This is a genomic window from Pectobacterium sp. S5 (assembly GCF_051707265.1).
GTDB classification, from domain to species: domain Bacteria; phylum Pseudomonadota; class Gammaproteobacteria; order Enterobacterales; family Enterobacteriaceae; genus Pectobacterium; species Pectobacterium polare.
Window position 1 is genome coordinate 295,883 of record NZ_JAULSZ010000002.1, and the last position, 25,662, is coordinate 321,544.

The 25,662-nt window shown below is 54.3% G+C and carries 21 protein-coding genes; 10 read left to right on the top strand and 11 right to left on the bottom strand.

Features of this window, described 5'->3' with window-relative positions:
- Window positions 1-195: 195 nt before the first annotated feature.
- Both QWJ20_RS10875 and QWJ20_RS10880 read right to left on the bottom strand, forming a co-directional pair.
- Window positions 196-684, bottom strand: coding sequence for an RES family NAD+ phosphorylase (locus QWJ20_RS10875; protein WP_010276746.1), 489 nt, complete (start codon window positions 682-684; stop codon window positions 196-198).
- Window positions 681-1,121 carry an antitoxin Xre/MbcA/ParS toxin-binding domain-containing protein gene (locus QWJ20_RS10880; RefSeq protein ID WP_433992540.1) on the bottom strand — a complete coding sequence of 147 codons (441 nt, stop codon included), beginning with the start codon at window positions 1,119-1,121 and terminating at the stop codon, window positions 681-683. The genes QWJ20_RS10875 and QWJ20_RS10880 overlap by 4 nt, the downstream gene beginning before the upstream one ends.
- 171 nt (window positions 1,122-1,292) lie before the next feature.
- Here QWJ20_RS10880 and sapA point away from each other — a divergent pair, with 171 nt between their 5' ends.
- From sapA to fabI, 6 genes are all read left to right on the top strand, one after another.
- Window positions 1,293-2,981 carry an ABC transporter substrate-binding protein SapA gene (gene sapA, locus QWJ20_RS10885; RefSeq protein WP_433992541.1) on the top strand — a complete coding sequence of 563 codons (1,689 nt, stop codon included), beginning with the start codon at window positions 1,293-1,295 and terminating at the stop codon, window positions 2,979-2,981.
- The gene (gene sapB, locus QWJ20_RS10890) at window positions 2,978-3,943 is read left to right on the top strand and encodes a putrescine export ABC transporter permease SapB (RefSeq protein WP_014915699.1); all 966 of its coding nucleotides are present in this window, start codon (window positions 2,978-2,980) and stop codon (window positions 3,941-3,943) included. The genes sapA and sapB overlap by 4 nt, the downstream gene beginning before the upstream one ends.
- Window positions 3,930-4,820, top strand: a complete 891-nt coding sequence (sapC, locus tag QWJ20_RS10895; protein ID WP_039480947.1) for a putrescine export ABC transporter permease SapC — start codon at window positions 3,930-3,932, stop codon at window positions 4,818-4,820. The genes sapB and sapC overlap by 14 nt, the downstream gene beginning before the upstream one ends.
- 16 nt (window positions 4,821-4,836) lie before the next feature.
- On the top strand, window positions 4,837-5,829 hold the full coding sequence (sapD, locus tag QWJ20_RS10900; protein WP_095994748.1) for a putrescine export ABC transporter ATP-binding protein SapD: 993 nt from the start codon (window positions 4,837-4,839) through the stop codon (window positions 5,827-5,829).
- Window positions 5,829-6,644: a putrescine export ABC transporter ATP-binding protein SapF gene (sapF, locus tag QWJ20_RS10905; RefSeq protein ID WP_010276730.1), complete on the top strand. Its 816-nt coding sequence runs from the start codon at window positions 5,829-5,831 to the stop codon at window positions 6,642-6,644. Before sapD ends, sapF begins: the two co-directional genes overlap by 1 nt.
- Before the next feature lie 193 nt (window positions 6,645-6,837).
- Window positions 6,838-7,626 (top strand): enoyl-ACP reductase FabI, encoded by a 789-nt coding sequence (gene fabI, locus QWJ20_RS10910; protein WP_010276729.1) that lies wholly within the window; start codon window positions 6,838-6,840, stop codon window positions 7,624-7,626.
- A gap of 61 nt (window positions 7,627-7,687) precedes the next feature.
- On the opposite strand, the gene QWJ20_RS10915 is transcribed toward fabI, so the two are convergent.
- The 7 genes from QWJ20_RS10915 to QWJ20_RS10945 all read right to left on the bottom strand — a co-directional run bounded on the left by QWJ20_RS10915 (window position 7,688) and on the right by QWJ20_RS10945 (window position 17,023).
- On the bottom strand, window positions 7,688-8,047 hold the full coding sequence (locus QWJ20_RS10915; protein WP_433992542.1) for a hypothetical protein: 360 nt from the start codon (window positions 8,045-8,047) through the stop codon (window positions 7,688-7,690).
- On the bottom strand, window positions 8,040-8,435 hold the full coding sequence (locus QWJ20_RS10920; RefSeq protein WP_433992543.1) for a DUF6331 family protein: 396 nt from the start codon (window positions 8,433-8,435) through the stop codon (window positions 8,040-8,042). Before QWJ20_RS10920 ends, QWJ20_RS10915 begins: the two co-directional genes overlap by 8 nt.
- Window position 8,436: 1 nt before the next feature.
- Window positions 8,437-8,760: a hypothetical protein gene (locus QWJ20_RS10925; protein ID WP_109411183.1), complete on the bottom strand. Its 324-nt coding sequence runs from the start codon at window positions 8,758-8,760 to the stop codon at window positions 8,437-8,439.
- Window positions 8,761-8,865: 105 nt separating this feature from the next.
- Window positions 8,866-9,837, bottom strand: coding sequence for an FAD:protein FMN transferase (locus QWJ20_RS10930; protein ID WP_433992544.1), 972 nt, complete (start codon window positions 9,835-9,837; stop codon window positions 8,866-8,868).
- 116 nt (window positions 9,838-9,953) lie between these two features.
- Window positions 9,954-12,842, bottom strand: coding sequence for a flavocytochrome c (locus QWJ20_RS10935; RefSeq protein WP_433992545.1), 2,889 nt, complete (start codon window positions 12,840-12,842; stop codon window positions 9,954-9,956).
- A 469-nt stretch (window positions 12,843-13,311) separates the two neighbouring features.
- Window positions 13,312-15,678 carry a TIM-barrel domain-containing protein gene (locus QWJ20_RS10940; protein WP_433992546.1) on the bottom strand — a complete coding sequence of 789 codons (2,367 nt, stop codon included), beginning with the start codon at window positions 15,676-15,678 and terminating at the stop codon, window positions 13,312-13,314.
- A 34-nt stretch (window positions 15,679-15,712) separates the two neighbouring features.
- Window positions 15,713-17,023, bottom strand: coding sequence for an MFS transporter (locus tag QWJ20_RS10945; RefSeq protein WP_095699680.1), 1,311 nt, complete (start codon window positions 17,021-17,023; stop codon window positions 15,713-15,715).
- A 320-nt stretch (window positions 17,024-17,343) separates the two neighbouring features.
- Here QWJ20_RS10945 and QWJ20_RS10950 point away from each other — a divergent pair, with 320 nt between their 5' ends.
- Window positions 17,344-18,414 (top strand): LacI family DNA-binding transcriptional regulator, encoded by a 1,071-nt coding sequence (locus QWJ20_RS10950; protein WP_039480987.1) that lies wholly within the window; start codon window positions 17,344-17,346, stop codon window positions 18,412-18,414.
- Here QWJ20_RS10950 and QWJ20_RS10955 read toward each other — a convergent pair.
- On the bottom strand, window positions 18,405-19,307 hold the full coding sequence (locus QWJ20_RS10955; RefSeq protein ID WP_433992547.1) for a LysR family transcriptional regulator: 903 nt from the start codon (window positions 19,305-19,307) through the stop codon (window positions 18,405-18,407). The genes QWJ20_RS10950 and QWJ20_RS10955 overlap by 10 nt on opposite strands.
- A gap of 184 nt (window positions 19,308-19,491) precedes the next feature.
- Here QWJ20_RS10955 and QWJ20_RS10960 point away from each other — a divergent pair, with 184 nt between their 5' ends.
- The 3 genes from QWJ20_RS10960 (at window position 19,492) to QWJ20_RS10970 (ending at window position 25,063) form a co-directional block, all read left to right on the top strand.
- A complete protein-coding gene (locus QWJ20_RS10960; RefSeq protein ID WP_433992548.1) occupies window positions 19,492-21,804 on the top strand; it encodes an FdhF/YdeP family oxidoreductase in 2,313 nt (770 codons plus the stop codon).
- A 347-nt stretch (window positions 21,805-22,151) separates the two neighbouring features.
- The gene (locus QWJ20_RS10965) at window positions 22,152-24,086 is read left to right on the top strand and encodes an exoribonuclease II (RefSeq protein WP_433992549.1); all 1,935 of its coding nucleotides are present in this window, start codon (window positions 22,152-22,154) and stop codon (window positions 24,084-24,086) included.
- Window positions 24,087-24,145: 59 nt separating this feature from the next.
- On the top strand, window positions 24,146-25,063 hold the full coding sequence (locus tag QWJ20_RS10970) for an aldo/keto reductase (RefSeq protein WP_233967030.1): 918 nt from the start codon (window positions 24,146-24,148) through the stop codon (window positions 25,061-25,063).
- Window positions 25,064-25,107: 44 nt separating this feature from the next.
- Here the strand turns inward: QWJ20_RS10970 and QWJ20_RS10975 are convergent, their stop codons facing one another.
- Window positions 25,108-25,611: an Lrp/AsnC family transcriptional regulator gene (locus QWJ20_RS10975; protein WP_109411191.1), complete on the bottom strand. Its 504-nt coding sequence runs from the start codon at window positions 25,609-25,611 to the stop codon at window positions 25,108-25,110.
- Between the last annotated feature and the right edge of the window lie 51 nt (window positions 25,612-25,662).

The window sequence follows — 25,662 nt, forward strand, 5'->3', positions numbered from 1 at the left end:
GCTGGCTAAAATAATACTGGAAGCAATGTGAGCAATGTCGTGCTCTCCTTCAGTGCCTGCGAGAAGCCACCGTCGAAGTGCGAAAGTGATGATAATAGTTATCAGTATCATCTGTAAAGCACTTTGTTGAGAATTTTTCTCATTACCATACTGACTATAGGGTTCCTGCCAGCTTCATTGCTGTCAATAGCAGGCTTAATGTCCTACCGGGTTAAACAGCCTATGACTGTAGAAATCCGGGATCGCCTCAATCAGACGTAGCTGGCTTAACGCGGGATGTAGCGGATTAATCAGCGCATTACGCATGCTGCCAAATGGCTTAACCGTGCTGGTCGGAACCCAGATCACCAGCGATTGTCCTGCGTTCAGGCGGCGCGATCCCAGCGCTTGCACGTCCGGCATAAACGGATAGCGATGCCAGTCTTCAGGCAGCATGTCCAACGTGATGGATTCTTGTGGGACGTCGTCCGGCAGTTCATATACGCCCAAACGATAGCTGGCGGGCAGCAACTGCGGCGAAGGAAGATAATTGCCCATTTCCAGCATTGCGACAGCGGGCGTTTCACTGAAATATAGCACCGGCGTGTTGGGCTGATTGAAACGCGCACCGTGCTGGAAACTTACGCCCGTTTGCCCTGAAAACGCCTCCAGCCAGACCGCTTTAGTAATGCGGTAAAGCCTCATATAAATTCGCCGTATTCAATACGATTCAGCGCGTTATCAACCAACTGACGCCCTTTGTGCGTATCCAGCATTTCCGCCGGCGCTTTCCCGCCAAAGGCCGGAATGCCGCTCTCCATCCACAGTTGCGCCTTCGCTTCATCTTCAAACGTCGTCATGGCTTTCAGCCATAGACGAAACGTCTCCAGCGCGGCCTCCCCCTGCTCCAGCGTTAAATGCTTACGGCGGAATAAACGAGAGATATTAGACGGATCGACGGACAGCGCCGAGCCAATCAGCTTACGGCTTAGCCCGCTGGCATCCGCACCGCGCTTCAGCATCGCACCGGAGATCCCACTGCGCACGACATTAACGAACATTAACGGGTCATGAAACACGCCATCAGGCAACTCGGCTTCACGAGCAAAGTTTTCAACTTTAAGACTGATTTCTGCATTCATAGTTATTTCCTCGTCATTATGACTTAACTATAGCATTCATTATGACGTTTTCAATCATTCGTCTGGTGGCTCAAACGGTTGGAAAGTCGCCAGACGCGCACAACAAGAGTGGGGAGGATGCCAAGAGTGCGATACACTCTGTATATAACCGTCTTGACTGAAAAATCCCGTATGTTCGGAAAAACCTGTTTCGCACTGGCACTCACCTGGCTGGCTTTGCCTGCACTGGCCGCACCACCGTCCGTGCTAACGCCGCCTGCTCCGCTGGAAAATATTCGCCAGAGCGGTTTTGTCTATTGCGTCAATGATGTCCTGAACACGTTTAACCCGCAGATGGCGCGCAGCGGTGTCACCATTGATACGCTGGCGGCGCAGCTTTACGATCGCCTGCTGGATGTCGATCCTTATACCTATCGTCTGATGCCAGAACTGGCTCAGCGCTGGGAAGTCTTGGACAATGGTTCGACATACCGTTTCTACCTGCGCCGCGATGTGCCGTTTCAGCACACCGCCTGGTTCAGCCCAACCCGTAATATGAACGCTGACGACGTGATATTCAGCTTCCAGCGCATGCTGGACAAAAAGCACCCGTATCATGATGTCAACGGCGGCGAATATCCCTATTTCGACAGCCTGCAATTCGCCGATTCGGTGCAAAGCATCCGCAAGCTGGGCGAGTACAGTATTGAGATCCGGCTCAACAGCCCGGACGCGTCTTTCCTCTGGCATCTGGCCACGCACTACGCGCCGATTCTGTCCGCAGAATACGCGCAGCGTCTGGCGCAAGAGGATAAGAAGGAGCTGTTGGATCGCGAACCGGTCGGCACCGGCCCTTATCTGCTCAACGAATACCGCAATGGGCAATATATCCGACTGACGCGCAACGGCGATTATTGGCGCGGCCTGCCACGCATGCGGCAGGTGGTTGTCGATCTCGGCTCCGGCGGGACAGGCCGCTTATCCAAGCTGCTGACCGGTGAATGTGATGTCCTCGCCTATCCGGCGGCCAGCCAGTTGACGATCCTGCGTAACGACCCGCGTCTGCGTCTCTCGCTGCGTCCCGGCATGAACGTCGCTTATCTGGCCTTCAACGTGCGTAAACCGCCATTGGACGACCGCCGCGTGCGGGAAGCCATCGCGCTGGCGATCAATAACGACAGGCTGATGCAGTCGATCTATTACGGCACGGCGGAAACAGCGGCGTCTATTCTGCCCCGCGCGTCGTGGGCGTACGACAATGAATCGCAGATTACGGAATATAACCCGCAAAAAGCGCGGCAAATCTTGCAGGAACTGGGGCTAACGAACCTCAATCTGCGCCTGTGGGTACCCAGCGCGTCACAGTCCTACAACCCCAGTCCGCTGAAAACGGCAGAGTTGATACAGGCCGATCTGGCGCAAATTGGCGTCACCGTGACCATCGTTCCGGTGGAAGGCCGTTTTCAGGAAGCGCGGCTGATGGAGCTTAGCCACGATTTAACGCTGGCAGGCTGGGCGACGGACAGTAACGACCCGGACAGCTTTTTCCGACCGCTGTTAAGCTGCGCGGCGATTCGCTCCCAGAGCAACTACGCGCACTGGTGCGATCCCACTTTTGATGAAGTGCTGCAAAACGCGCTTTCGTCACAGCAGCTTTCTAAGCGGATTGACTATTATCAGCAGGCACAGCGCATTCTGGCGGAACAGTTACCCGTTCTGCCGCTGGCGTCGTCATTACGACTGCTGGCCTACCGCTATGACATGAAAGGGCTGGTATTGAGTCCCTTCGGCAATGCCTCGTTCGCGGGCGTCTTCCGCGAGGACCAACAGGCGCAGCAGAAGCCTTCTGCACCGGAAACCGTGGAGGAAGCACAGCCGTGATTATCTTTACCTTGCGACGTCTGGTGTTACTGATAGTGACCTTGTCACTGCTGACGCTGGTTGGCTTTAGCCTCAGCTACTACACGCCTAACGCCCCGCTCAACGGCGCGGCGTTGTTTGATGCCTATCACTTTTATCTCACCAGTCTGCTTCAGGGGGATTTCGGTCGCTCCAGCATTAACGGACAGGCCATTAGCGAGCTGCTGAAAGAGGTGTTCCCGGCCACGATTGAGCTTTGTCTCTTGGCGTTTGCGCTCTCGCTGCTGGTCGGTATTCCACTGGGCATTACCGCTGGCGTAATGCAGAATCGCGGCGCGGACATTGTGATCAGCACGCTGGCGCTCATCGGATTCTCCCTACCAGTATTCTGGCTGGCGCTGCTGCTGACGCTCTTCTTCTCGCTGCACCTCGGCTGGCTGCCAGTTTCAGGCCGCTTCGACCTGCTCTATCAGGTGAAAACCGTCACCGGATTTGCACTGATTGACGCCTGGCTGTCAGATTCGCCACATCGCGGTGAAATGATCGTCAGCGCCATCCGCCACCTGATTCTGCCGATTACCGTGCTGGCCGTTGGGCCGACCACCGAAGTGATTCGCCTGATGCGCGTCAGCACTACGGAAATTATCAGCAAAAACTACATTAAAGCGGCGGCGACTCGCGGACTGTCGCGCTTTACGATCATTCGCCGCCATCTGATTCATAACGCGCTGCCGCCGATTATTCCCAAACTGGGATTACAATTTTCCACGATGCTGACGCTGACGATGATTACCGAAGTGGTCTTTAACTGGCCGGGTATCGGTCGCTGGCTGGTGAACGCCATTCGCCAGCAGGACTTCGCTGCCATTTCTGCGGGCGTGATGGTGGTTGGTGCAATGGTCATCACAGTCAACATCCTGTCCGATATTTGGGGTGCCATGGCAAATCCGTTGAAACACAAGGAATGGTATGCCCTACGATAACGTTTATAGCGAAAAGCGGCTGCCTAGCCGACTAGGCGATACCTGGCGGGCATTCCATCAGGATATGCTGGCGATGGTCGGGCTATACGGCTTTCTGATCCTGATCGGCTTGTGTCTGTTCGGCAAATTTCTCGTACCTTATGAAGTTGACCAACAATTCTTGGGCTATCAGTTGTTGCCCCCTTCCTGGTCGCACTACGGTGAAGTCTCGTTCTTTCTCGGCACCGATGATTTAGGCCGCGACCAGCTAAGCCGCCTGCTGAGCGGCGCTGCACCGACCGTTGGCGCCTCACTCATCGTCACTTATGCAGCCGCGCTGTGCGGCATCGTGCTGGGCGTTTTTGCGGGCGTCACGCGCGGGCTGCGCTCTGCGATGCTCAATCATATTCTGGATACGCTGCTGTCCATTCCGTCGCTGCTGCTGGCGATTGTCGTCATCGCCTTTATCGGCCCTAAGCTCGAACACGCGATGCTCGCCGTCTGGCTGGCGCTGTTGCCGCGCATGGTACGCACCATCTACAACGCTGTGCACGATGAAATGGACAAAGAGTACGTGATCGCCGCTCGCCTCGACGGCGCTTCCACGCTTTATCTGGTCTGGTACGTCGTGCTGCCAAACATCGCTGCGCTGCTGGTCTCCGAATTTACCCGCGCGCTGTCGATTGCCATTCTGGATATCGCTGCACTGGGCTTTCTCGATTTGGGCGCGCAGCTACCGACGACCGAATGGGGTGCCCTGCTTGGTAACTCACTGGAGCTGGTTTATGCCGCACCGTGGACCGTGATGCTGCCCGGCGCGGCTATCGCGCTGAGCGTGTTAATCGTCAACCTGCTGGGCGACGGCATCCGCCGTGCGCTCGTCGCGGAAACGGAATAAGAGGCGACGACTCCCTATGCCATTACTTGATATCCGTAACCTGACGATTGAATTTCTGACCGCCGACGGCGCGGTAAAAGCTGTCGACCGCGTCAGTATGACGCTGAGCGAAGGGGAAATTCGCGGGCTGGTGGGCGAATCAGGCTCAGGTAAAAGCCTGATCGCCAAAGCCATCTGCGGGATCACCAAAGAGAATTGGCGCGTGACCGCCGATCGCTTCCGCTTCGATGATATCGACCTGCTACAACTGTCGTCGCGCGAGCGGCGTAAGCTGGTCGGCCATAACGTCTCCATGATTTTCCAGGAGCCGCAATCCTGTCTCGATCCGTCCGAAAGTGTGGGCCGTCAGTTGGTACAGGCGATTCCGGGTTGGACGTACAAAGGCCGCTGGTGGCAGCGATTTAACTGGCGCAAGCGCCGCGCGATCGAACTGCTGCACCGCGTCGGGATTAAAGATCATAAAGACATCATGGGCAGCTACCCCTATGAGCTGAGCGACGGCGAGTGTCAGAAGGTGATGATTGCTATCGCGCTGGCAAACCAGCCGCGCCTGCTGATTGCCGATGAACCGACCAACGCGATGGAATCCACCACGCAGGCGCAGATTTTCCGCCTGCTGTCGCGTCTGAACCAGAACAATAACACCACGATTCTGCTCATCAGCCATGACCTGCAAACCATGAGCAAATGGGCCGACCGGATCAACGTGCTCTATTGTGGGCAAACGGTGGAGAGCGCCACCTGTGAAGATTTGATCACCGCGCCGCACCATCCTTATACGCAGGCGCTGATTCGCGCAATGCCCGATTTCGGTCGTTCTCTGCCGCACAAAAGCCGGCTAAACACCCTGAACGGGGCGATTCCGTCGTTAGAGCATCTGCCGATTGGCTGCCGGCTCGGCCCGCGCTGCCCGTATTCACAAAAACAGTGTATGCAAACGCCGCCGCTGCTTTCCGTTAAGAACCACTTATATGCCTGCCACTTCCCGCTCAACATGGAGGAACCGTGATGGTTGAGATGCTGCTTGAAGCCCGCAACCTGACCAAGACGTTCCGCTATCGGACCGGGCTGTTCCGTCGTCAGCATGTTGAGGCGGTGAAATCCGTCAGCTTTACGCTGCGTGAACGGCAAACGCTCGCCATCATCGGCGAGAACGGATCGGGGAAATCAACGCTGGCTAAAATGCTGTCGGGCATGATCGCGCCGACGTCCGGCGAGCTGGTTATCGATGACCATCCGCTGCACTACGGCGATTACCGCTACCGCAGCCAGCGCATCCGCATGATCTTTCAGGATGCGAGCAATGCGCTCAATCCGCGCCAGCGCATCGGGCAACTGCTGGATGTTCCGCTGCGACTGAATACCGATCTCAGCGCCGAAGCGCGTGAAAGAGCGATTAATCAGGCGCTGCATCAGGTCGGGCTACGTCCCGATCACGCCTATTATTATCCGCATGCGCTCGCGCCGGGGCAAAAACAGCGCGTCGGTCTGGCACGTGCGCTAATCCTGCAACCGAAAGTGATTGTCGCCGATGAGGCACTGGCGTCATTGGATATGTCTATGCGGTCACAGATTATTAATCTGATGCTGGAGTTACAGGAAAAGCACGGTATCTCTTATATTTACGTGACGCAGCATCTGGGCATGATGAAGCACATCAGCGACCAGATTCTGGTGATGCAGGCTGGCGAAGTGGTCGAACGCGGCAGTACCGCCGATGTGTTGTCCGCCCCGCTACATGACCTGACGAAACGTTTGATTGCCAGCCACTTCGGCGAAGCGCTCAGCGCCGACGCCTGGCGACGCGACGGCGCACAACGTTAATCTCCGCGCACCACGGCGGCATCCCCGCGACAGCCACAGGGCTGTGGAAAAAGGCGGATACTGCTCGGAGTACCCCTACCGTCCCCAACATGGTAGAATTGCGCGGTTTATTCATCTCGGTCGTCACTTGCCACGTATGTTTACGGGTATAGAGGTGGCGATCGCAGCAACAATGATCACAAGGATTACTGCTATGGGTTTTCTTACCGGTAAGCGCATTCTGGTAACAGGTGTTGCCAGCAACCGTTCTATTGCCTACGGTATTGCACAAGCAATGCAGCGCGAAGGTGCCGAACTGGCCTTCACGTATCAGAACGACAAATTGAAAGCACGCGTTGAAGGCTTTGCCAGCGAACTGGGTTCCAGCATCGTTCTGCCGTGTGATGTCGCTGAAGATGCCAGCATCGAAGCACTGTTTACCGAACTGGCTAACGTATGGCCGAACTTTGATGGCTTCGTGCACTCCATTGCTTACGCACCGGGCGACCAACTGGACGGTGACTACGTTGATGCCGTTACCCGTGAAGGTTTCAGCATTTCTCACGATATCAGCTCTTACAGCTTCGTCGCGATGGCGAAAGCCTGCCGTAAGATGCTGAACCCGAACTCTGCGCTGGTTACCCTGTCCTACCTGGGTGCTGAGCGTGCCATCCCTAACTACAACGTTATGGGTCTGGCAAAAGCGTCTCTGGAAGCAAACGTACGTTACATGGCGAACGCCATGGGTGCTCAGGGCGTGCGCGTTAACGCCATCTCTGCGGGCCCGATTCGTACACTGGCTGCATCCGGCATCAAAGACTTCAAGAAAATGCTGTCGCATTGCGAAGCCGTTACGCCAATCCGCCGTGTCGTTACCATTGAAGACGTGGGCAACTCTGCTGCGTTCCTGTGTTCCGATCTGGCTGCCGGTATCTCCGGTGAAGTTCTGCACGTTGACGGCGGTTTCAGCATCGCTGCAATGAACGAGCTGGAACTGAAATAAGTCATCAAAAGTAGCCTATCTCGGATAGGCTACTTTCCTCTCCGCTGCCTTCCCTTTTCTATTATTCCTCTGGTATCAAACCGCAATCCAGCAGTAACACACCGGGGGATGGCCTAACGGGATGATTATTTACATCCAGTTCAGTCCAATATTCACGTTGTTCCGTTTCGTGATCTTCAATAATACGGTATTCAGATGAGGGGGTTGTGGTCAGGGTGGCAGGTAGCTGAATCACAGTAGCAGCGGCAGTTATTTGATGCTGCTGACAAAATTGCAAACATTGAATGGCATCGTCGAGTTGCAGCTTGCTTTGTAAGGCAGAAGAATCACCTTGTGATAAGCGGCTAACGGCCTGTGTCCGTAAAGCCATTAGCGCATTGAGAGCCTCTGTGAAACGGCATGGTGTTTTATCTTCAGGCATCGTTATTTTTATCTTGCGGTAAACTGTTGCGGATGTGCTGCAATAGGGTAATAAAGGCCTGTTTATCCGCCAGATTATTCAGATAACTGCTGGATATCACAGTGGTATCCAGTAAGGTTATTTGCTCAATGGCGCAGTGTAATGTGTGGCTAAGTTCTGGGGCGTTCAGCTTGCGGGCTGCGGCATAAAGTGTATCCGCATAGAAATCAAAGGCATCAAAGCCACAGCAGGCGGCCACACACTCGGTTTCAATAATCTGCCATAAAGGTAACAAGCCTTCGAGCAAGTCATCAGCATTAACGGCCAAATGATGTCGCCCGGTTAAATCGGGTAAGGTAATACGATCGTTATCCCCTATCGGGATAAAATTTTCTTTAGCAAGTGCCATGTTAGCCTCCTTCCGGCTCCTCTCCATACATGAGGTATTCCCATTGAACGAATTCCTGAAAAGAACCGGTAAATTCTACACGGGGAAAGTTGGCAAATTCTTTTTGCATAGCCCACGTTAGGTGTACAACCGACACGCAGTCAGTCTCTTGGGTCTGTTTCAGCAGAATGTCATCATTACCATCACGATAGGCAATCACTTCAATATCAATGCTATGGAGTGGATGAACGGTTGGCAACTCAAGCTGATATTCAGTCAGTAAAGCCTGCTGTTTTTTGCCGTTGGCATATTCCCATCCGGCAGGAAGTTCTGGTGTAGAGGACATGGTACTTTTTTGTTTAATAGAGAAAAGGCTATTTTGCCGAAATACTGGGGAAATAGTGAGTTAAACAAGCAAATTACTCAGGAGGCACTCATACAATGTTCACGTTCACCGTATAGTCACCGAATAATCCTGATCCAACAACTCAAACACATAATGCTGCTGCGAAGAGAAAATAATCTCTTTATTTTTAGTCACAAAAATAGCTTCGATATCTGGCTGGTTTTGTAGGAAATTAATGCCTGCGCTAGCCCCCATGCCATAGAGCAGCGTGGTGTAGATATCGCCGTCGAGAGAGTCGTTCGAGATAACCGTTACGCTGTGCAATTCATTATCCAGCGGATACCCCGTCCGGGGATCGATAATATGATGATAAATACGGTCGTCCACGGTAAAAAAACGTTCATAGACGCCGGATGTCACCACGGATTTGTTCTTCACCTTAATAATGCCCAGCAGGCTATCGCGATCCGCGAAAGGCTTCTGTAACCCGACGCTCCATAGCCCCTGCTCATCCGTCAACGCGCTGCCGATAGCCAGCACGTTTCCCCCCAGATTGATCAGCGCATCCTGAATCGCATGTTGATGCAGGACGTCTCGGACGATATCGGCGATATAGCCTTTCGCAATCGCGCCCAGGTCGATCTCCATTCCCGCGCTTTCTAGCATCACGGCGCAGTCCTGCTCTCTGAGAATAATGCGCTCGGGGTGCGTTAATGCCAGCGCCCGTTGTATTGATTCGCTGTCAGGCACCGCGCTGCCGCTAAAACCGATTTTCCATAATTTCACGACAGGGCCAATCGCGACGTTAAAGCCGCTGTTTTCAATCAGACTCACCGCTTTGGCGCGTTTAATCAGCTCAAAGACAATTGGGCTGACCGAAACGTACGCTTTTCCCGCCGCATGTTTGATACTCATCACTTCCGACTGTGCCCGATTAACGGTTAGCAGATCTTCGAGCTGTTTGATGCGTTGGAAAACCTGCCTGACTGCGATTTCATCATGGACAAACAGCTTGAGCAGAATGGGGCTGCCCATCAGGTGAACGGAATAGACGTAAGCGTTATCGACAGAAGGCATACGGTGACTCCCATGATCGAATGGCGGTACAGAGAGGAAACGGTCGGAAAAATCGCGAGCGCCCTTTCAGACGCCCACCATTAGCACTACTCTTTTATCACGTTCTTTTCTATCACTTACTCGGCTACCAGCATCGGTTGATTTTCAGCCGTTTTTGCCGTGCTTTTTGACGTAGTTTTCGCAAACTTTGGCTTACGCGCTTTCGTCGGAAAAGCATCGGAACGACGCGGTGCCCGCGCATAGGCCGCTGCCTGAATCCCCGCCTGAATACCGAAGATAATGATATCCGCTACGGCGTTGCCGCCAATACGGTTCGCGCCGTGGATCCCACCAACCACTTCCCCGGCGGCATAAGCTCCAGAGATCGTCTCTTTATAGCGATTCAGCACTTCCGCTTTTTCGTTAATGGTCACGCCACCCATCGTGTGGTGCACGCCCGGTGCCACTTTAATCGCGTAGTACGGTGCCTGATTCAGCTGATCGCGCATCCCCGTGGTACGGCCAAAGTCTTCATCGTGTTTGTCGGCGATAAAGGCATTGTAACGTTCGAGCGTGGCGTGCAGCGCCGCTGGCGGCATATTGAGCTTGTCGGCCAGTTCAGCGACGCTGTCCGCGCTGACGGTCAGCCCTTGTGCAACATACTCTTCGACTGCCCGATTACGGTTTCTGACCTGCTCGTCGAACAGGATGTACGCGTACTCTTCCGGCAGATTGACGATGGCGGACGAAACGTTATCCCGCGTCTCCATTTCGTTAAAGAAACGTTCTCCACGCTGCGACACCAGAATAGCTCCGCCGCCGCGAATGGATTCGGAAATCAGATAAGACGTCGTCTGTTCAACCGTCGGATGGGTTTGAATTTCGCCCATGTCCACCGTATCCGCGCCGATCTGTTCCAGCAGGCGAATGCCACCGCCCATGGCACCTTTGTGGTTGGTGGTGACGAAGCCTTTCAGGTCTGGGCGGTATGACTCCACCATCGCCTGATTGGCACTAAAACCGCCCGTGGCGACAATCACCGTTTTTGTCGCAATCAGGCTCTCTTCCTGATCATCATTGACGACTCTGACGGCACTAACTTTGCCCTTCTCCTGCACAATTTCGGTCACTGACGTTTCCAGCAGCACCTCAATATTGTATTTATTGAGATTCTTAATCAGCCCGCTGACCAGATAGCCGCCCACCGCTGCGCCGTTGGCAGGGCGATGCGTTCTGTCAACGCTCATGCCGCCCGTCGTGGTGATGTCGCTCAGTTCAATCTCGTGCTGCGCCAGCCAGTTAATCGCATCAGAAGCATGATCGACGAAGTATTGCACCAGCGCAGGATTGTTCTTCTGTTTGCCGCTTTTCAGCGTTTCGTCATAGAACAGCGCCTGGCTATCTTCGATACCTTTATGTTGCTGGAAGACGGTTCCCGCCGCGTTCATACCGGCAGAGGCCTTGATGGTGTTACCGCCAATAACCGGCATCTTTTCAATGACGATAACGCGCGCGCCCTCTTCGCTGGCCTGAATCGCCGCCGCCAGCCCCGCACCACCGCTGCCAATCACCACCACATCCGCTTCGCGACGGGCATCTGGGTTACCGCCGTCGGCAATAATGGCGTCTTTGCTCGATTTCACCATCGCCTTGGTGACAGCCTTTTTAATCGCTTCACTCTGCGCCGTTGCACCCGTTACGGCATCAACGTGGGGACTATTGGTATCCAGAATGCGCTCGCGGATAATCTCAAAACTGATTTTCAGTGAATCATCAATCTCGCTATTCTCCAGCGCAATATCAGCGACCCGATTCTGCTCAAAATGAACATGAATTCGCAGCTCGCCACATTCATCCTGAACGTTTTCCTGATAAATCCCGGATTTAAATTTTTTACCGGTTAAATTCACGTCCCGAATCATGGCTTCAACCAATGAAAAGCGCCACAGCGGTTCAGGGATCGTTAATGCTTCACGTTTATCGCTGGCAATATAAAGATCGAGTTTTTCCTGCTCGGCAATGCGATCCGTCCAGTCTGGATAAGCAATACAGGCTCTGCCGACGGCAATCAGGTCATAACCATTTTCCAGCGCCGCATCGGCGTCTGCCTGATTGACAACATCCCCTACGCCAATAACCGGAACTGCCGCTAATGTCGCGGAACGGCGGGCAACATATTTTTTAATCAGCGGCGTCGGATCGTTTGTTTCGACAATGGACGAGCGCAGAATATTTCCCATAGAGAAATGAACGTAATCCAGCCCGCGCGTCGCCAATTTTTCCAGCAGATAGAGTGAATCATCAAAATGAATGCCGGGCTCTTCGATCTCTTCCGGCGAGAAACGATAACCGATGATGAACGAAGGATCGGCGTATTTATCCGCAACCTCGTGGGTGATATCCAACACCGCCAGCGGGAAGGCCGCGCGTTTGTCACGGCTACCGCCCCATTTATCTGAGCGCTGGTTAGAGTGCGGAGAATAGAACTGTTGGATCAGGTAAGTGTTCGCACCGTGAATTTCCACGCCATCGAAACCCGCCTGAATGGCACGATGAACGGCATCGCCAAACTTGCCAATCATGGCCTCAACCTCGTCGCCCGACAGCGCCACCGGAACGATGGCACCCGCGCGCGGCGCGGCAATGGCGCTCGGAGCAACCGGCGTCGCGCCACCGATAAAACGTGGTTCGACCATACGGCCGCCGTGATAAATTTGCAGGATCGCCGTCGAACCTTTTTCTTTAATCGCCGTCGCAATTTTGGTCAGCCCGGCAATTTTTTCGTCGTTGTCGATTCCTATCGCACCGGGAAAAGCCAACCCTTTGTCATCAATAAAACAGCATTCCACAATCACGGTGCCGATGCTGCCAGCTCTGGCCTGATAATATTCCACCAGCTCTTTGGTCACACTCCCATCGTAAAACCCACTACAGGTGGTCATGGGAGCCATAAGTACCCGATTTTTCAGCGTTGCGCCGTTGGGGAGTGTAAAAGCGGTAAATAGATCATGGTGATTATTCTTCATAGCGAATACTCCACTTAAAATAAAAACTCTGTTCGCAAATGAATCAGAAGCCGCCATGTTTGTTTTTATTAATTTTTCTGGCTGATAATTTGCGAACTTATTACTTACCAAGTATCTATTTTTTTTGATGTTATAAAATCTTTTCTTACTATTTAAACTATTTTGTAGATCCGCTTTTATTAAGGGTATTCGCACAACTCTTTTTTATATTTAATATTCCATTCACTTTATTAACATCTCTTTATCCTGAAGATAACCAATCGGATATTATTTATATTCTGCATAACAAAAAAAACGCCCCGGTAAACAATAATACCGAGGCGCAATATACGCGTCATACTTCAAGCCGCAGGTGCGTTGGCTGCATTCGCTCACCCGAATCACTTACCTGAGTAAGCTCATCGGGATTCCCTCTTTTGGCCGCCTTCCTGCAACTCGAATTATTTAGCGTATAGAGAAATGGAGATGATTATTGGTGTTGATAGGTATTCGTATGAACGCCGTTAATGTAGAGCTGGCGTTGCTCGCCCGCCGGCAGGCGCAACGTCGCATGCTGCCAAGCGGGCTGGTATCGCCCTTCCGATGTAAACGTCACGTCAATCCGTTGGCTATCCGTGCGGATTTCCCAGCGCAGCCACAGCGCGTTACCTTCACGCCATTGCCACGTCTCACCATCGTCTTCAAACAGCAGCCCGCTGTCCGTGCCACCCGCGACAGGCGGGAAGAGCAGGAATTCACGCTGATCATCTTCATGCGAACTGACGTGGGCCGTTCGCCCCGACAGCGGAATCATCGCCCCCGCGCGGACCAAAAGCGGCAGACGTTCCAACGGCGCATCCAGCACGACCGTCTGTCCCCCGCTGAACCATTGGCCGGAATGAAAATCGTACCAGCCTGACGTATTCGCCGGCAGGTACACCGTGCGCTGGCGCTGCCCCTGCTCAACCACGCTGGCGACCAGAATGTCTCGTCCCAGCATGAAATCGTCGGTTTCTGCCAGCGTCGCGCTGTCCTGCTCGTGGTCGAGGAACGTCGGGCGCAGCATCGGCTCATCGTCCGCACTGGCCTGCCACAGCAAGGTATAAAAATACGGCAGCAGACGGTAACGAAGCTCAATGGCGCTGCGTATTGCAGGCGTTACCGCGGGGTACATCCACGGTTCGTTCACCGTATGGTCGTCATTCCAGGAATGAATGGTGAAACGCGGGTGCATCACGCCGTTTTGTACCCAGCGCACAAAAAGCTCGGCGTCCGGCTTATCGCCCGAAAACCCGCCGACGTCGTGTCCGACATTAAACAGGCCGGACAGGCTCATTCCGATGCCCATCCGCGTGTTGTAACGCAGCGTCTGCCAGTTGGTGCGGTTATCGCCGCTCCAGGTCTGCACATAGCGCTGCATTCCCGCACAGCCGGAACGCGAGATCAAATAAGGACGCAGCGTCGGCGCAAAGCGCTGCTGCGCCTCCAGCGAGGCGCGCATCATTAACAGCGGCATCAGTGGGCGAATGTGTTTGATCGCCATCGTTTCGCCGAATCCGTGGCAGCGGGCTTCGCCATCCCAGACTTCATATTCGTTATTGTCATTCCACGTTGAATCAATCCCTTTCTCCAGCAGCTGTCGGGTGACGTTCTCCTGCCACCACGCCACCGTTGCCGGATTGGTGAAATCAAGGTGCGAGCCTTCATCATCCCAAAAGCTGGAGCGCTCTGGCACATCGGATTCAGAATCGCGGATAAACAGCCCCTGCGCCGACACCTCGTCGTATTTCGGGTGATCTTGCAGTAAACAGGGTTTGATATTGGCAGCCAGCTTGAGGCCCGCATCGTGGAAGGCCTGCGACATCACCTCCGGCTGGGGGACTTTGTCGTGGTTCCAGTTAAACACATAGCGCTTATTGTTGATCGACGTGTAGCCCGATGAGAGTTGGAACGAATCACAGGGGATATGATGTTCCCGGCACAGCGCGATAAATTTCATCAGCTGCTGCTGTGCATCCGGTGCGTCGGTGTAATGCATAGTGGAACCGCTGTAGCCCAGGCTCCATTTTGGCCCAAAGAGCGTTTTCCCCGTCAGGCGCACAAATGCTTTCGTGACATCCAACACGCGTGGCCCGATGAACAGGTAATAGTCGAGATCGCCCGCCTCCGCCTGATAGCGCCGATAAGCCAGATGATAATTATCGATCTCATTGCCGAGATCGAGCCAGGTCGTGCTCAGGTTATCGTAAAACAGACCGAAGCTGACATCGTCACGTCGGGTAATGGTAAACGGAACATGCTTATACAGCGGATCGGTGCTCGCTGCGTTGTAGCCCATCGCGTCCAGATTGCGGAACTCAAACCGGCGTCCAGTGCGTTCAAGATCGCCCGCCTTCTCACCCAGCCCGTAATAGCGTTCTGTCGGGAAACGGCGCTGATAGTGCGCCACGCCGTCACCGTGTGGGTTGAGCAGATAGGCGCTAGTAGGTCGATCGGCGGCAAACGGCTGCCATTCACCCTGTTCATCGCAATATTCCCACGCTAGCCACAGTGGCTGATGAATCGTAATTCGCATCCGTGCGGTGCTGATACGCAGCGCATCATCCAGCTGTTCCAGCGAGAATCCCGGCAGGCTGAAACCCTCGCTGCTCTCACGGCTGCGCCCCTGCCAGGGGACATCCTGCTGCGGCGCGATGCTCCAGGTGCGGTTCAGCTTCAGCTCGTCATTCTGTTTAACCAGCACGCGGGCCAACATCGGTTCCAGCACGTACAGGCGAAACACATGTTTGTCGTCCACCAGCAGTTCAACATGGTCGGCGCTCTGATGACGGAACACCCAATTTTTCAACGTTTTCATACAGCGTCCTTTTCAGGAAAAAATAAATGAGCCGTTATGCCTGCGACCGCGTTTTCCCACGACGTTCAGCAATAAATGCGATCAGGAAGATGGCACCGATCAGATCGAAGAATCCCATCGCGACAAACAGCGGGTTAAACCCGATTTTGTCGGCAGTGACACCAATCAACAGCGAGAACAGGAAGCTGGCAATCCAGGCAAACGAACCACGCATCCCGTTCACCGTGGCCATCTGCCCTTTATCAAACGATTCCACCACCAGAGCGCTCAACATGCAGGAAATCACCTGATGGCCAAATCCGCCGATGGAAATCAGCAGAATCGCCACCCACGGATCTTTACTGATGGCGACCAGCGCCAGCGACAGCATCAGAAACGCGCCCGTGACCGAACTCGCCACAATCGAGTTAACGCGCGAGCAGCCGAACCAGCGGGTATAAAGTCGGGTGAGATAGCCACTGGCGATACTGCCAAGATCGGCAGCAAGAAACGGCAGCCACGCGAACATCGCGATTTGTTTCAGATCCATACCGCGTTCATTCGCCAGATAGAGCGGTACCCAAAAACTGAGCACGGCCCACGCGGGCTCCGCCATAAATGCGGGAATCGCGATACCGTAGAAGCGTTTATTTTTTGAGACGGTTTTCAGCGCGGTGAAGAAAGGCAGTTTGACCGGCGGTGCCTCATTGTCCTGACGGATGAAATCCAGCTCCTCGCGGCTTAAATTGGGGTGATTTTCGGGGTTGTGATAGAACAGCCACCACAGCGCCACCCACAGCAGCGCCAGCCCACCGCTGAACATAAACGCGCCCTGCCAGCCCAGATAGGCATGCGCCACAACGATAATCGGCGGTGCCAGCATCGCACCGATGGAGAAACCAACACCGGCCCAGCCTGCCGCAATCGGGCGTTCTTTTTTAGGGAACCATTCGCCCAGCGTTTTGGCATTCGCCGGTGTCGCTGCCGCTTCAGACGCGCCCATAAAGAAACGCAAGATCGCCAGGTGCAGCCAGCTTCCCGCACCCGCGTGGAAGATGCACATCAGCGCCCAGATCACCGCGCAGATCATAAAGCCAATTTTCAGGCCGATGACATCGATCAGCCAGCCGCAAATCGGCTGGAAAATGGTATACGCCAGCTGGAATGCACCGACAATCCAGGAGTATTGCTCGGTGGTGATGCCCATACTGGTTTTCAGTTCGGGTGCCAGAATGCCCAATGAATTACGAGTGATGTAATTCACGGTAACGCCAAGCAGGAACAGGCTCAGCACCCACCAACGCAGGTTTCTGAATGTCCGTTTACCTTTGGTAGCGATGGGGGACGAATTGATGTCGAGACTCATGGTGACTCCTTTACAGGAAAGTAGGGTTACATTGGTCTGATATCTCGACGGCATTTTTGTATTTATCGCCTATCGAACGATCAAACCATTTTCATATCATTGTATTTATTGGGTTAAATCCCTTTTTATTGCATCTAATTACTGAAATTGGTTTACCAAATCGAGAGTAGAGCAATTGAAAATCGTGAAACACTCACTTTTTTGAAAACATTTTCATGCTATGGTCAAAATGCAGACAAAAACCTGCCTATAGCGCCTGAAAATAGGTAACAGATAGCAATGAAAACTTTGTCATTTTCGAAGGTGAACGGGATCACAAAATGAAAGGAAACCTGAAAATACGCGAAATTGCGCAGCGGACGGGCTACTCGATCAGCACAGTCTCACGCGTGCTATCTGGTCAGTCCAATACCAGCGAGCAGGCAAAAGCGGACATTCTCAACTGCGCCCGCCAGTGCGGCGTACTGGCCGATCTCGCCAACGGCCGCCTGCTGTTGAACGGGCTCACTATTTTCGCCCCACCGCGCGCTTTTGATATTCGGTCCGACATCTTCTATCACAAGGTGGTACAGAGCATCATTGATGCCCTGAAGCCACACGATGTGCGAGTGCGCTACTGCGGGCTGGAGGAAAATGACAGCGATGCGGCGCTATTTTTAGACAAAATGCGCGATCCGGCTACGGAGGCGGCGCTGCTGATAGGCATCGACGATCCCTATATTCACGCGCTGGCAGCGGACAGCGGTAAGCCCTGCATATTGATTAACTGCATCGACCGTAAGATGCGATTGCCGGGTGTGGCACCCGCACATCGCTTGATAGGCGAGTTCTCCGCCCACTATCTTTTTGAGCAAGGGCACCATACCGTGTTGACGCTGCTGTGCCTGCGTCGCTATACGATGGAGCTGCGTCTGGACGGGATTCGGGATGCCTATCAGCACCATAATCTACCGTTTTCCTCTGAAGATAATTTGCTGGCGTTAGATAATTTCAGCACGACGGATGCCGAACAGGCGATGACGGCCTTTTTAGCCCGCTGCCCGCCGGATAAGCGACCTACAGCGATCTTGGCCGGTGGTGATTTCATCGCGGTGGGGGTGGTCAATGCATTGACCAAAGCAGGATTGCGCGTGCCGCAAGATGTCTCGGTGATGAGCATGGATGGATTCAATCTCTCGGCCATTCACGACGTGCCGCTCACATCGGTACATGTGCCGCGTGAGGCGCTGGGCGAAGAGGCCGTCAGGCTGTTGCAATATCGCCTAATTCGCCCCGAAGCCCCCGTCGGCAACCTGCTACTAAACGGTACGCTGGTGGTTCGCCAGTCCGTCAGGCGGCTGCGCGCCAGTAAATCCGTTGCGCCGATACAGGATGAAAGCCTCTACGACTGAGCCTGCAACCACACCTGCGCCGCGTCAAAGAAGTTCTGCGCCAGCGGCGTCGCTCGGCCAGCTTGGGCGACGACGACAGCAGCACGGCGGCGCATTGGCGGAAACAGCAGCGGCCGCAGCGTTAATGCGGGTGTCATTTCTGGGATCAGGCTACCGTGAGGCACAATGCCGCACCCGAGCCCAACATAGGCACTTTGGATCAGTTGCAGGACGGAAGAGCTTTCCACCTTGACCCACGGCGAAACGCCCATTTCGCGGAAATGGCTATCGAGATAGCGACGGAAGTAGCGGCTGGCCTCCGCCAGACAGAGCGGAACCTCAGAAAGCGCATCGAGAGGCAGCGGCGTCTCCCCTACCAACTGTGGGAAATAGTGCGGATGGAACAAGAGATCAACGCCCTGCTCCGTCAGCGGCGACGCCTGAAAGTGCAGCTCCTCTAGCGTCGAGAATTCAAAAAAACCGATGCCAACATCTACCGAATGCGCATTCAGCGCTTCCAGCAGTTGATCCGCACTGAACAGCGAGATCTGAAAATCCAGCTGCGGGTAAACCTTGTTCACCGCTGCCAGCAGGCTCGACAGCGCGATACTACTTTGCGGCACCGCACCGATGCGCAATACGCCGCTCACACCGCGTTTCAGCGACGCGACTTCCAGCTTTAACCCCTGATAAACCGAGACGATTTCCCGCGCCCAGGCCAGCACGCGTTCGCCTTCGGCGGTAAAGCCTTCAAAATTGTTACCCCGATTGATTAACGCCAGATCCAGCTCTCGCTCCAGATTTTTCAACCGCATGGAGAGCGTTGGCTGACTGACAAAACTGGCTTCCGCTGCCCGGCCAAAATGGCGCTCTTTCTCCAGATTGCACAGGTATTGCAGTTGCTTAATATCCATCGTCAGGCTCGATCGTCAGACACAGTAGTGGGTAAGCCCGGAGTATATACCGATAAACCGCCTCTATCCCACCATAGCCGCATTTGATTAGACGCGAGCGCCGACGGCACCTAAACTTCATTTCAAGAGCAAATATTTAAACTTTTGTTCACATAAAAAAAACATTATCACCTGCGGAACATCTATGAAATTCAAACCATCCATCAAGCCATACCGCAATGCGGCTGGCGGCTGGGGCTCGTTGGAAGCCACCACGCGCTTTGTTCTCGACAGCAAGCAAGCGCTGAAAAATATCCGAAACTTGTTGCGGGTCAATAAATCGAAAGGATTTGACTGCCCCGGCTGTGCCTGGGGGGATGACAACAGCAGCACGTTCAGCTTCTGTGAAAACGGCGCGAAAGCGGTCAGTTGGGAAGCGACGCGCAAAGCAGTCGATCTGGATTTTTTCGCCGCCCATAGCGTCACGACGCTACGTCAGCAGAGCAACTATTTCCTTGAATATCAGGGCCGCTTAACTCACCCGATGCGCTACGACCGTGCCAGCGATCGCTATGTTCCTATCAGTTGGGACGCGGCGTTTGCGCTGATTGCTCACCATATCGGTAACATGGCACACCCCAATCAGGTGGAGCTGTATACGTCCGGTCGTGCCAGCAACGAAGCGTCTTATCTGTATCAGCTTTTTGGCCGCATGCTGGGTACCAACAATTTTCCTGACTGCTCGAACATGTGCCATGAGGCCAGCGGAATCGGTCTGAAACAGAGTATTGGCGTCGGTAAAGGCACGATCAGGTTGGATGATTTCGAACACGCTGACGCAATTTTCGTCTTCGGGCAGAACCCTGGCACCAATCACCCGCGCATGCTGCACAGTTTGCGCCACGCCGCCGATCGCGGTGCGCACGTCGTCTCGTTTAATACGCTACGCGAGCGCGGTCTGGAACGTTTTGCCAATCCGCAGAACCCGCTGGAGCTGCTCACGCCGCTGTCCGGCACCATTAGCGAAACCTACCTGCAACCCAATCTGGGCGGCGATATGGCTGCCGTGCGTGGCATGGTCAAAGCACTGCTGGAAACACATCGCCAGCGCCTGTCCGACGGACAAGCGGGCTTATTCGATCAGGATTTCTTGTCTACGCATACCCAGCAGGTGGACGAGTATCTGGCCGTTGTCGACGCGACAAGCTGGCAGAAAATCGAACAGCAGTCTGGTCTGAGTGAAGCGCAGCTGCGCTATGTTGCGGCGATTTATCAGCAGTCGCCGCGCGTAATTTGCACCTGGGCGATGGGGATTACCCAGCATAAGCATTCCGTCGCCACCGTGCGGGAAATCGTGAACCTGCAACTGCTATTCGGGCAGCTAGGGAAGCCGGGCGCGGGGCTGTGTCCGGTACGCGGCCATAGTAATGTGCAGGGCAACCGCACCATGGGGATCGATGAGAAACCGACGGCCGCGTTTCTCGATCGTCTGGCTGCACATTATGACTTCACACCGCCTTACGCCGCAGGCCACAACACGGTAGAAGCGCTGGAAGCGATGCTGCGCGATGAGATAAAAGTGCTGATCGCGCTGGGCGGTAATCTCGCTGCCGCCGCACCGGATTCAGCCCGTACTGAAGAAGCGCTCAGCCGCTGCGATCTCACCGTGCACATCAGCACTAAGCTCAACCGCAGCCATCTGGTGACGGGCAAGGTCGATGCATTGATTCTGCCGACGCTCGGCCGTACCGATCTCGATATGCAGGCCAGTGGCGCGCAGTTTATTACCGTCGAAGACTCCTTCAGCATAGTGCACGCGTCGCAAGGCGTCGGGCAGCCGCTTTCGCCGTTGCAGCGTTCGGAAACGGCGATTGTTGCCGGGATTGCCAATGCAGTGCTCGGTCATGAAAAGCTCGACTGGCTGGCGCTGGCGGACGATTACTCACGTATCCGTGACCATATCGCCGCGACTATTCCCAACTTTACCGATTTCAATGCCAACTGCGACCTGCCGGGTGGGTTCTATCTCGGTAACGCCGCCGCTGAACTGCACTTCAATACCCTCAACGGGAAAGCGCAATTCAGCCATACCGCATTGCCCGACACGCTGTTTCCGCAGCTACAAGGCAGCGATGTGCCCTTTACCCTGCAAACCCTGCGCTCGCACGATCAGTACAACACTACGATTTATGGTCTGGATGACCGCTATCGCGGCGTGTACGGGCAGCGGGAAGTGCTCTTCATGCACCCGGATGACATCAGCGCGCTGGGGCTGGAAGATGGCGATCTCGTCGATATCGAAACGCTGTGGAATGACGGCATTACCCGTATCGTCAACGGTTTCAAGCTGGTGAGCTACGCGATTCCGCGCGGCAATCTGGCCGCCTATTACCCGGAAACCAACCCGCTGGTGCCGCTGTCCAGCTTTGGGGATGAAACGCACACACCGACCTCTAAATCTGTACCGGTTGTCGTTCGTCGTAGTACGCAAACTGAGTCTCTGTTGCGTATCGCCTAAGAACTTGCTCAGTAGGCTATTTTATTTGCCATTTTGAACCTGGGCAGTGCTCAAAATCCTCACGTACTACGTGTACGCTCCGGTTTTTCCGCGCTGTCCGAGTCCAAACTGGCTGCACCAATAACGCCTACTGAGATAAGTTCTACATCACAACTCGCATTGCAACACCAATGGCATGCACGGCAGGTGGATACATTCCAATCAGCGTTGACTTTACTCGGGTTTCTCCGCGCTTCTGCTGTCGATCTGCGACCACACTTTCCCCGATTATTCTTGCCGCCAGCACCCGATTCGAGTAAAACTGTGAATTGCTAATTGAGCTACTCACAACCGTATTTCTGGACGCTATGTTTCAAGATAATCCGCTGCTTGCACAGCTAAAACAGCAACTTCACTCTCAGACACCGCGTGTTGAAGGTGTCGTCAAAGGCACCGATAAAGGATTTGGCTTTCTTGAAGCTGACGGACAAAAAAGCTATTTCATTCCCCCTCCGCACATGAAAAAAGTGATGCACGGTGACCGGATTACCGCCACCCTGCATACGGAAAAAGAGCGGGAAATTGTCGAGCCAGAAACGCTGATCGAACCCTTCCTGACCCGATTTGTTGGGCGCATCCATAAAAAAGACGACCGCTTATCCATTACGCCTGACCACCCGCTGCTGAAAGATGCCATCCCTTGCCGCGCCGCGCGCGATGTCACGCACGATTTTCAGGAAGGCGATTGGGCCGTAGCCGAAATGCGCCGTCACCCGTTAAAGGGCGACCGTGGATTTCATGCTGAGCTGACGCAGTACATCACCACGGGCGATGACCCGCTGGTGCCGTGGTGGGTGACATTGTCACGTCATAATCTGGAGCGCACGGCCCCAGAGGTTGAAGCGACTGAGCGCCATGATGGCGAACTCGTCCGTGAAGATCTCACCGCGCTGAGCTTTGTCACTATCGACAGCGCAAGTACGGAAGATATGGACGATGCGCTGTACGTGCAGGACAACGGCGATGGTTCGCTGCAATTAACCATCGCTATCGCCGATCCGACCGCGTATGTCGCGGCGGGTAGCGAGCTGGACAACATTGCACGCCAACGCGCCTTCACCAACTATCTGCCTGGCTTCAACATCCCGATGCTGCCTCGCCCGCTGTCGGACGATATCTGTTCTCTGCGCCCGAACGAGCGTCGCCCTGTCCTCGCCTGCCGCGTGACGATTGCCGCCGACGGTGCGCTGGGTGACGACATTCACTTCTTTGCCGCCTGGATCGAATCCAAAGCCAAGTTAGCGTATGACAACGTCTCTGACTGGCTGGAAGATCAAGGCGAATGGCAGCCGCAAAACGACGCTATTGCTGAACAAATTCGTTTGCTGCAACGTCTCTGTCTGGCTCGTAGCGAATGGCGCACCACTCACGCGCTGGTGTTTAAAGATCGCCCGGATTACCGCTTCCTGCTGGGTGAGAAAGGCGACGTGTTGGATATCGTGGTTGAACATCGCCGCATCGCCAACCGTATCGTTGAAGAATCCATGATTACGGCCAACGTCTGTGCGGCCATTGTGCTGCGCGATAAGCTGGGCTTCGGCATCTATAACGTGCATAACGGCTTCGATCCTGCCTCGATCGAACAAGCGGTTGCCGTATTGGATACCCACGGCGTTCAGGCCGACGCGCAAGCATTGTTGACGTTGGATGGCTTCTGTACGCTGCGCCGCGAGTTGGATGCCCAACCGACGCAGTTCCTGGACAGCCGCATTCGTCGCTTCCAGTCCTTCGCGGAAGTGAGTACCACGCCGGGGCCGCACTTTGGTCTGGGGCTGGAAGCCTATGCCACCTGGACATCGCCGATCCGTAAATACGGCGACATGGTGAACCACCGTTTGTTGAAAGCGGTTATCACCGGACAGGCCGCGGAAAAACCGCAGGACGACGTCACGGTACAACTGGCCGAACGCCGCCGCCTTAATCGTATGGCTGAGCGTGATGTCGGCGACTGGCTGTACGCCCGCTACCTCAAAGATAAAGCCGGTACGGATAGTCGCTTCAATGCGGAAATCATTGACGTCACGCGCGGCGGCCTGCGCGTTCGCCTGCTGGATAACGGCGCAGTCGCATTCATCCCGTCCTCCTTTATCCACGCTGTGCGCGATGAGCTGGTGTGCAGTCAGGAAATGGGTACCCTCTCAGTGAAAGGCGACGTAGTTTATCGTCAGGGGGATACGCTGGACGTGGTCATCGCTGAAGTTCGTCTGGAAACCCGCAGCATCGTGGCAAAACCTGCCGCCTAAGTGCCATGCCGCCGAGTCATCTCGGCGGACGTGCAACCCTCATCACAGGAGTGTTCCCGATGAAGAAAATGACAATCGGTACATCCGCGATACAGGCTTCCAACATTGCGTTGGGCTGTATGCGAATGGCGAAGAAAAGCACGAGTGAAGCGGCTGATATCCTCAATGCTTCCGTCGAGGCGGGCATCGATTTCTTCGATCACGCTGATATCTATGGCTCCGGTTTGTCGGAAGAGATTTTCGCCGCCGGTTTACAGAAGACCGCCATCCGCCGTGAATCAATTTTTCTTCAATCCAAATGTGGCATTCGTCAGGGCTTCTTTGACTTCTCTAAGGCGCACATCATCGCCTCCGTCGAAGGTAGCCTACAGCGTTTAAAAACGGACTATCTTGATACGCTGCTGCTGCACCGCCCGGACACACTGTTTGAACCCGATGAAGTCGCGGCCGCTTTCGATGAGCTGGAAAACAGCGGAAAAGTGCGCCATTTCGGCGTCAGCAATCAGAATCCGTTGCAGATTGAACTGCTGAAAAAATCCGTACGCCAACCGCTGATCGCCAACCAGTTGCAGTTCAGCATCATGCACACAGGTATGATTGATGCCGGCCTTAACGTGAATATGACGAACCCGGCATCGGTGAATCACGATGGCGCGATTCTGGAATACAGCCGTCTGAATAACATGACGATTCAGGCCTGGTCACCCTTCCAGTACGGCTTTTTTGACGGTGTTTTCCTCGATAACGAGAAATTCCCTAAGCTGAACGCCACCCTTGATCGCATCGCCGAGCAGCATAGCGTCACCAATACCGCGATCGCCACCGCGTGGATCTTGCGTCACCCTGCCGCAATGCAGGTGATTATCGGCACCATGAGCCCGGAACGTATCCGTGACATCGCGGCGGCGTCTACCCTGTCGCTCAGCCGCGAAGAATGGTACGAAATTTACCGCGCCGCCGGGAACGTTCTGCCTTAAGACGCGTGTTGCACAGCCCCTGCGTCTCTGGCAACAGGGACGCGTTACAAACTCGGGTCAGGGCCGCGTTCAACGAAGGTCGACAGAACGATATAACTACGCGTGCTGTCGACGCCTTCAATCTCTTGTAGCTTACCTAACAGTTCCTCTAGCCCTTCGGTATCCCGAGTGCGAACCTTGAGCATGACGCAGCTATCCCCTGCAACGGTATGAAATTCCTCAATTTCCGGCAAATCACTTAATATCAGCAAACGCTTGGTGCTCAAGATACTCTTTGTGTTTACCAGGACAAACGTTAATAAGCTCCGACCGACCTTACACCCATCGATCTTGGCAATAGTCGCTTTGATGACCCCGTCCTTCTTTAGCCGCTTCACTCGCTCATGCACGGACGGCGCGGAAAGATGCAGCGCTTCCCCTAAGTCGGCATAGCTCCGACTGCTGTCGGCTGAAAGCAGGGCTAATATTTTTCGGTCCACGTCGTCCAGTTTTGCCGGGATAGGCTTTTCTTGCCTAAGCGTATTCGTTTTTTCTAATTCATTAGCCATTTTATTTCCTTACCCTAATACCATTAGGCATAATTTAGCACATGCAAAAAT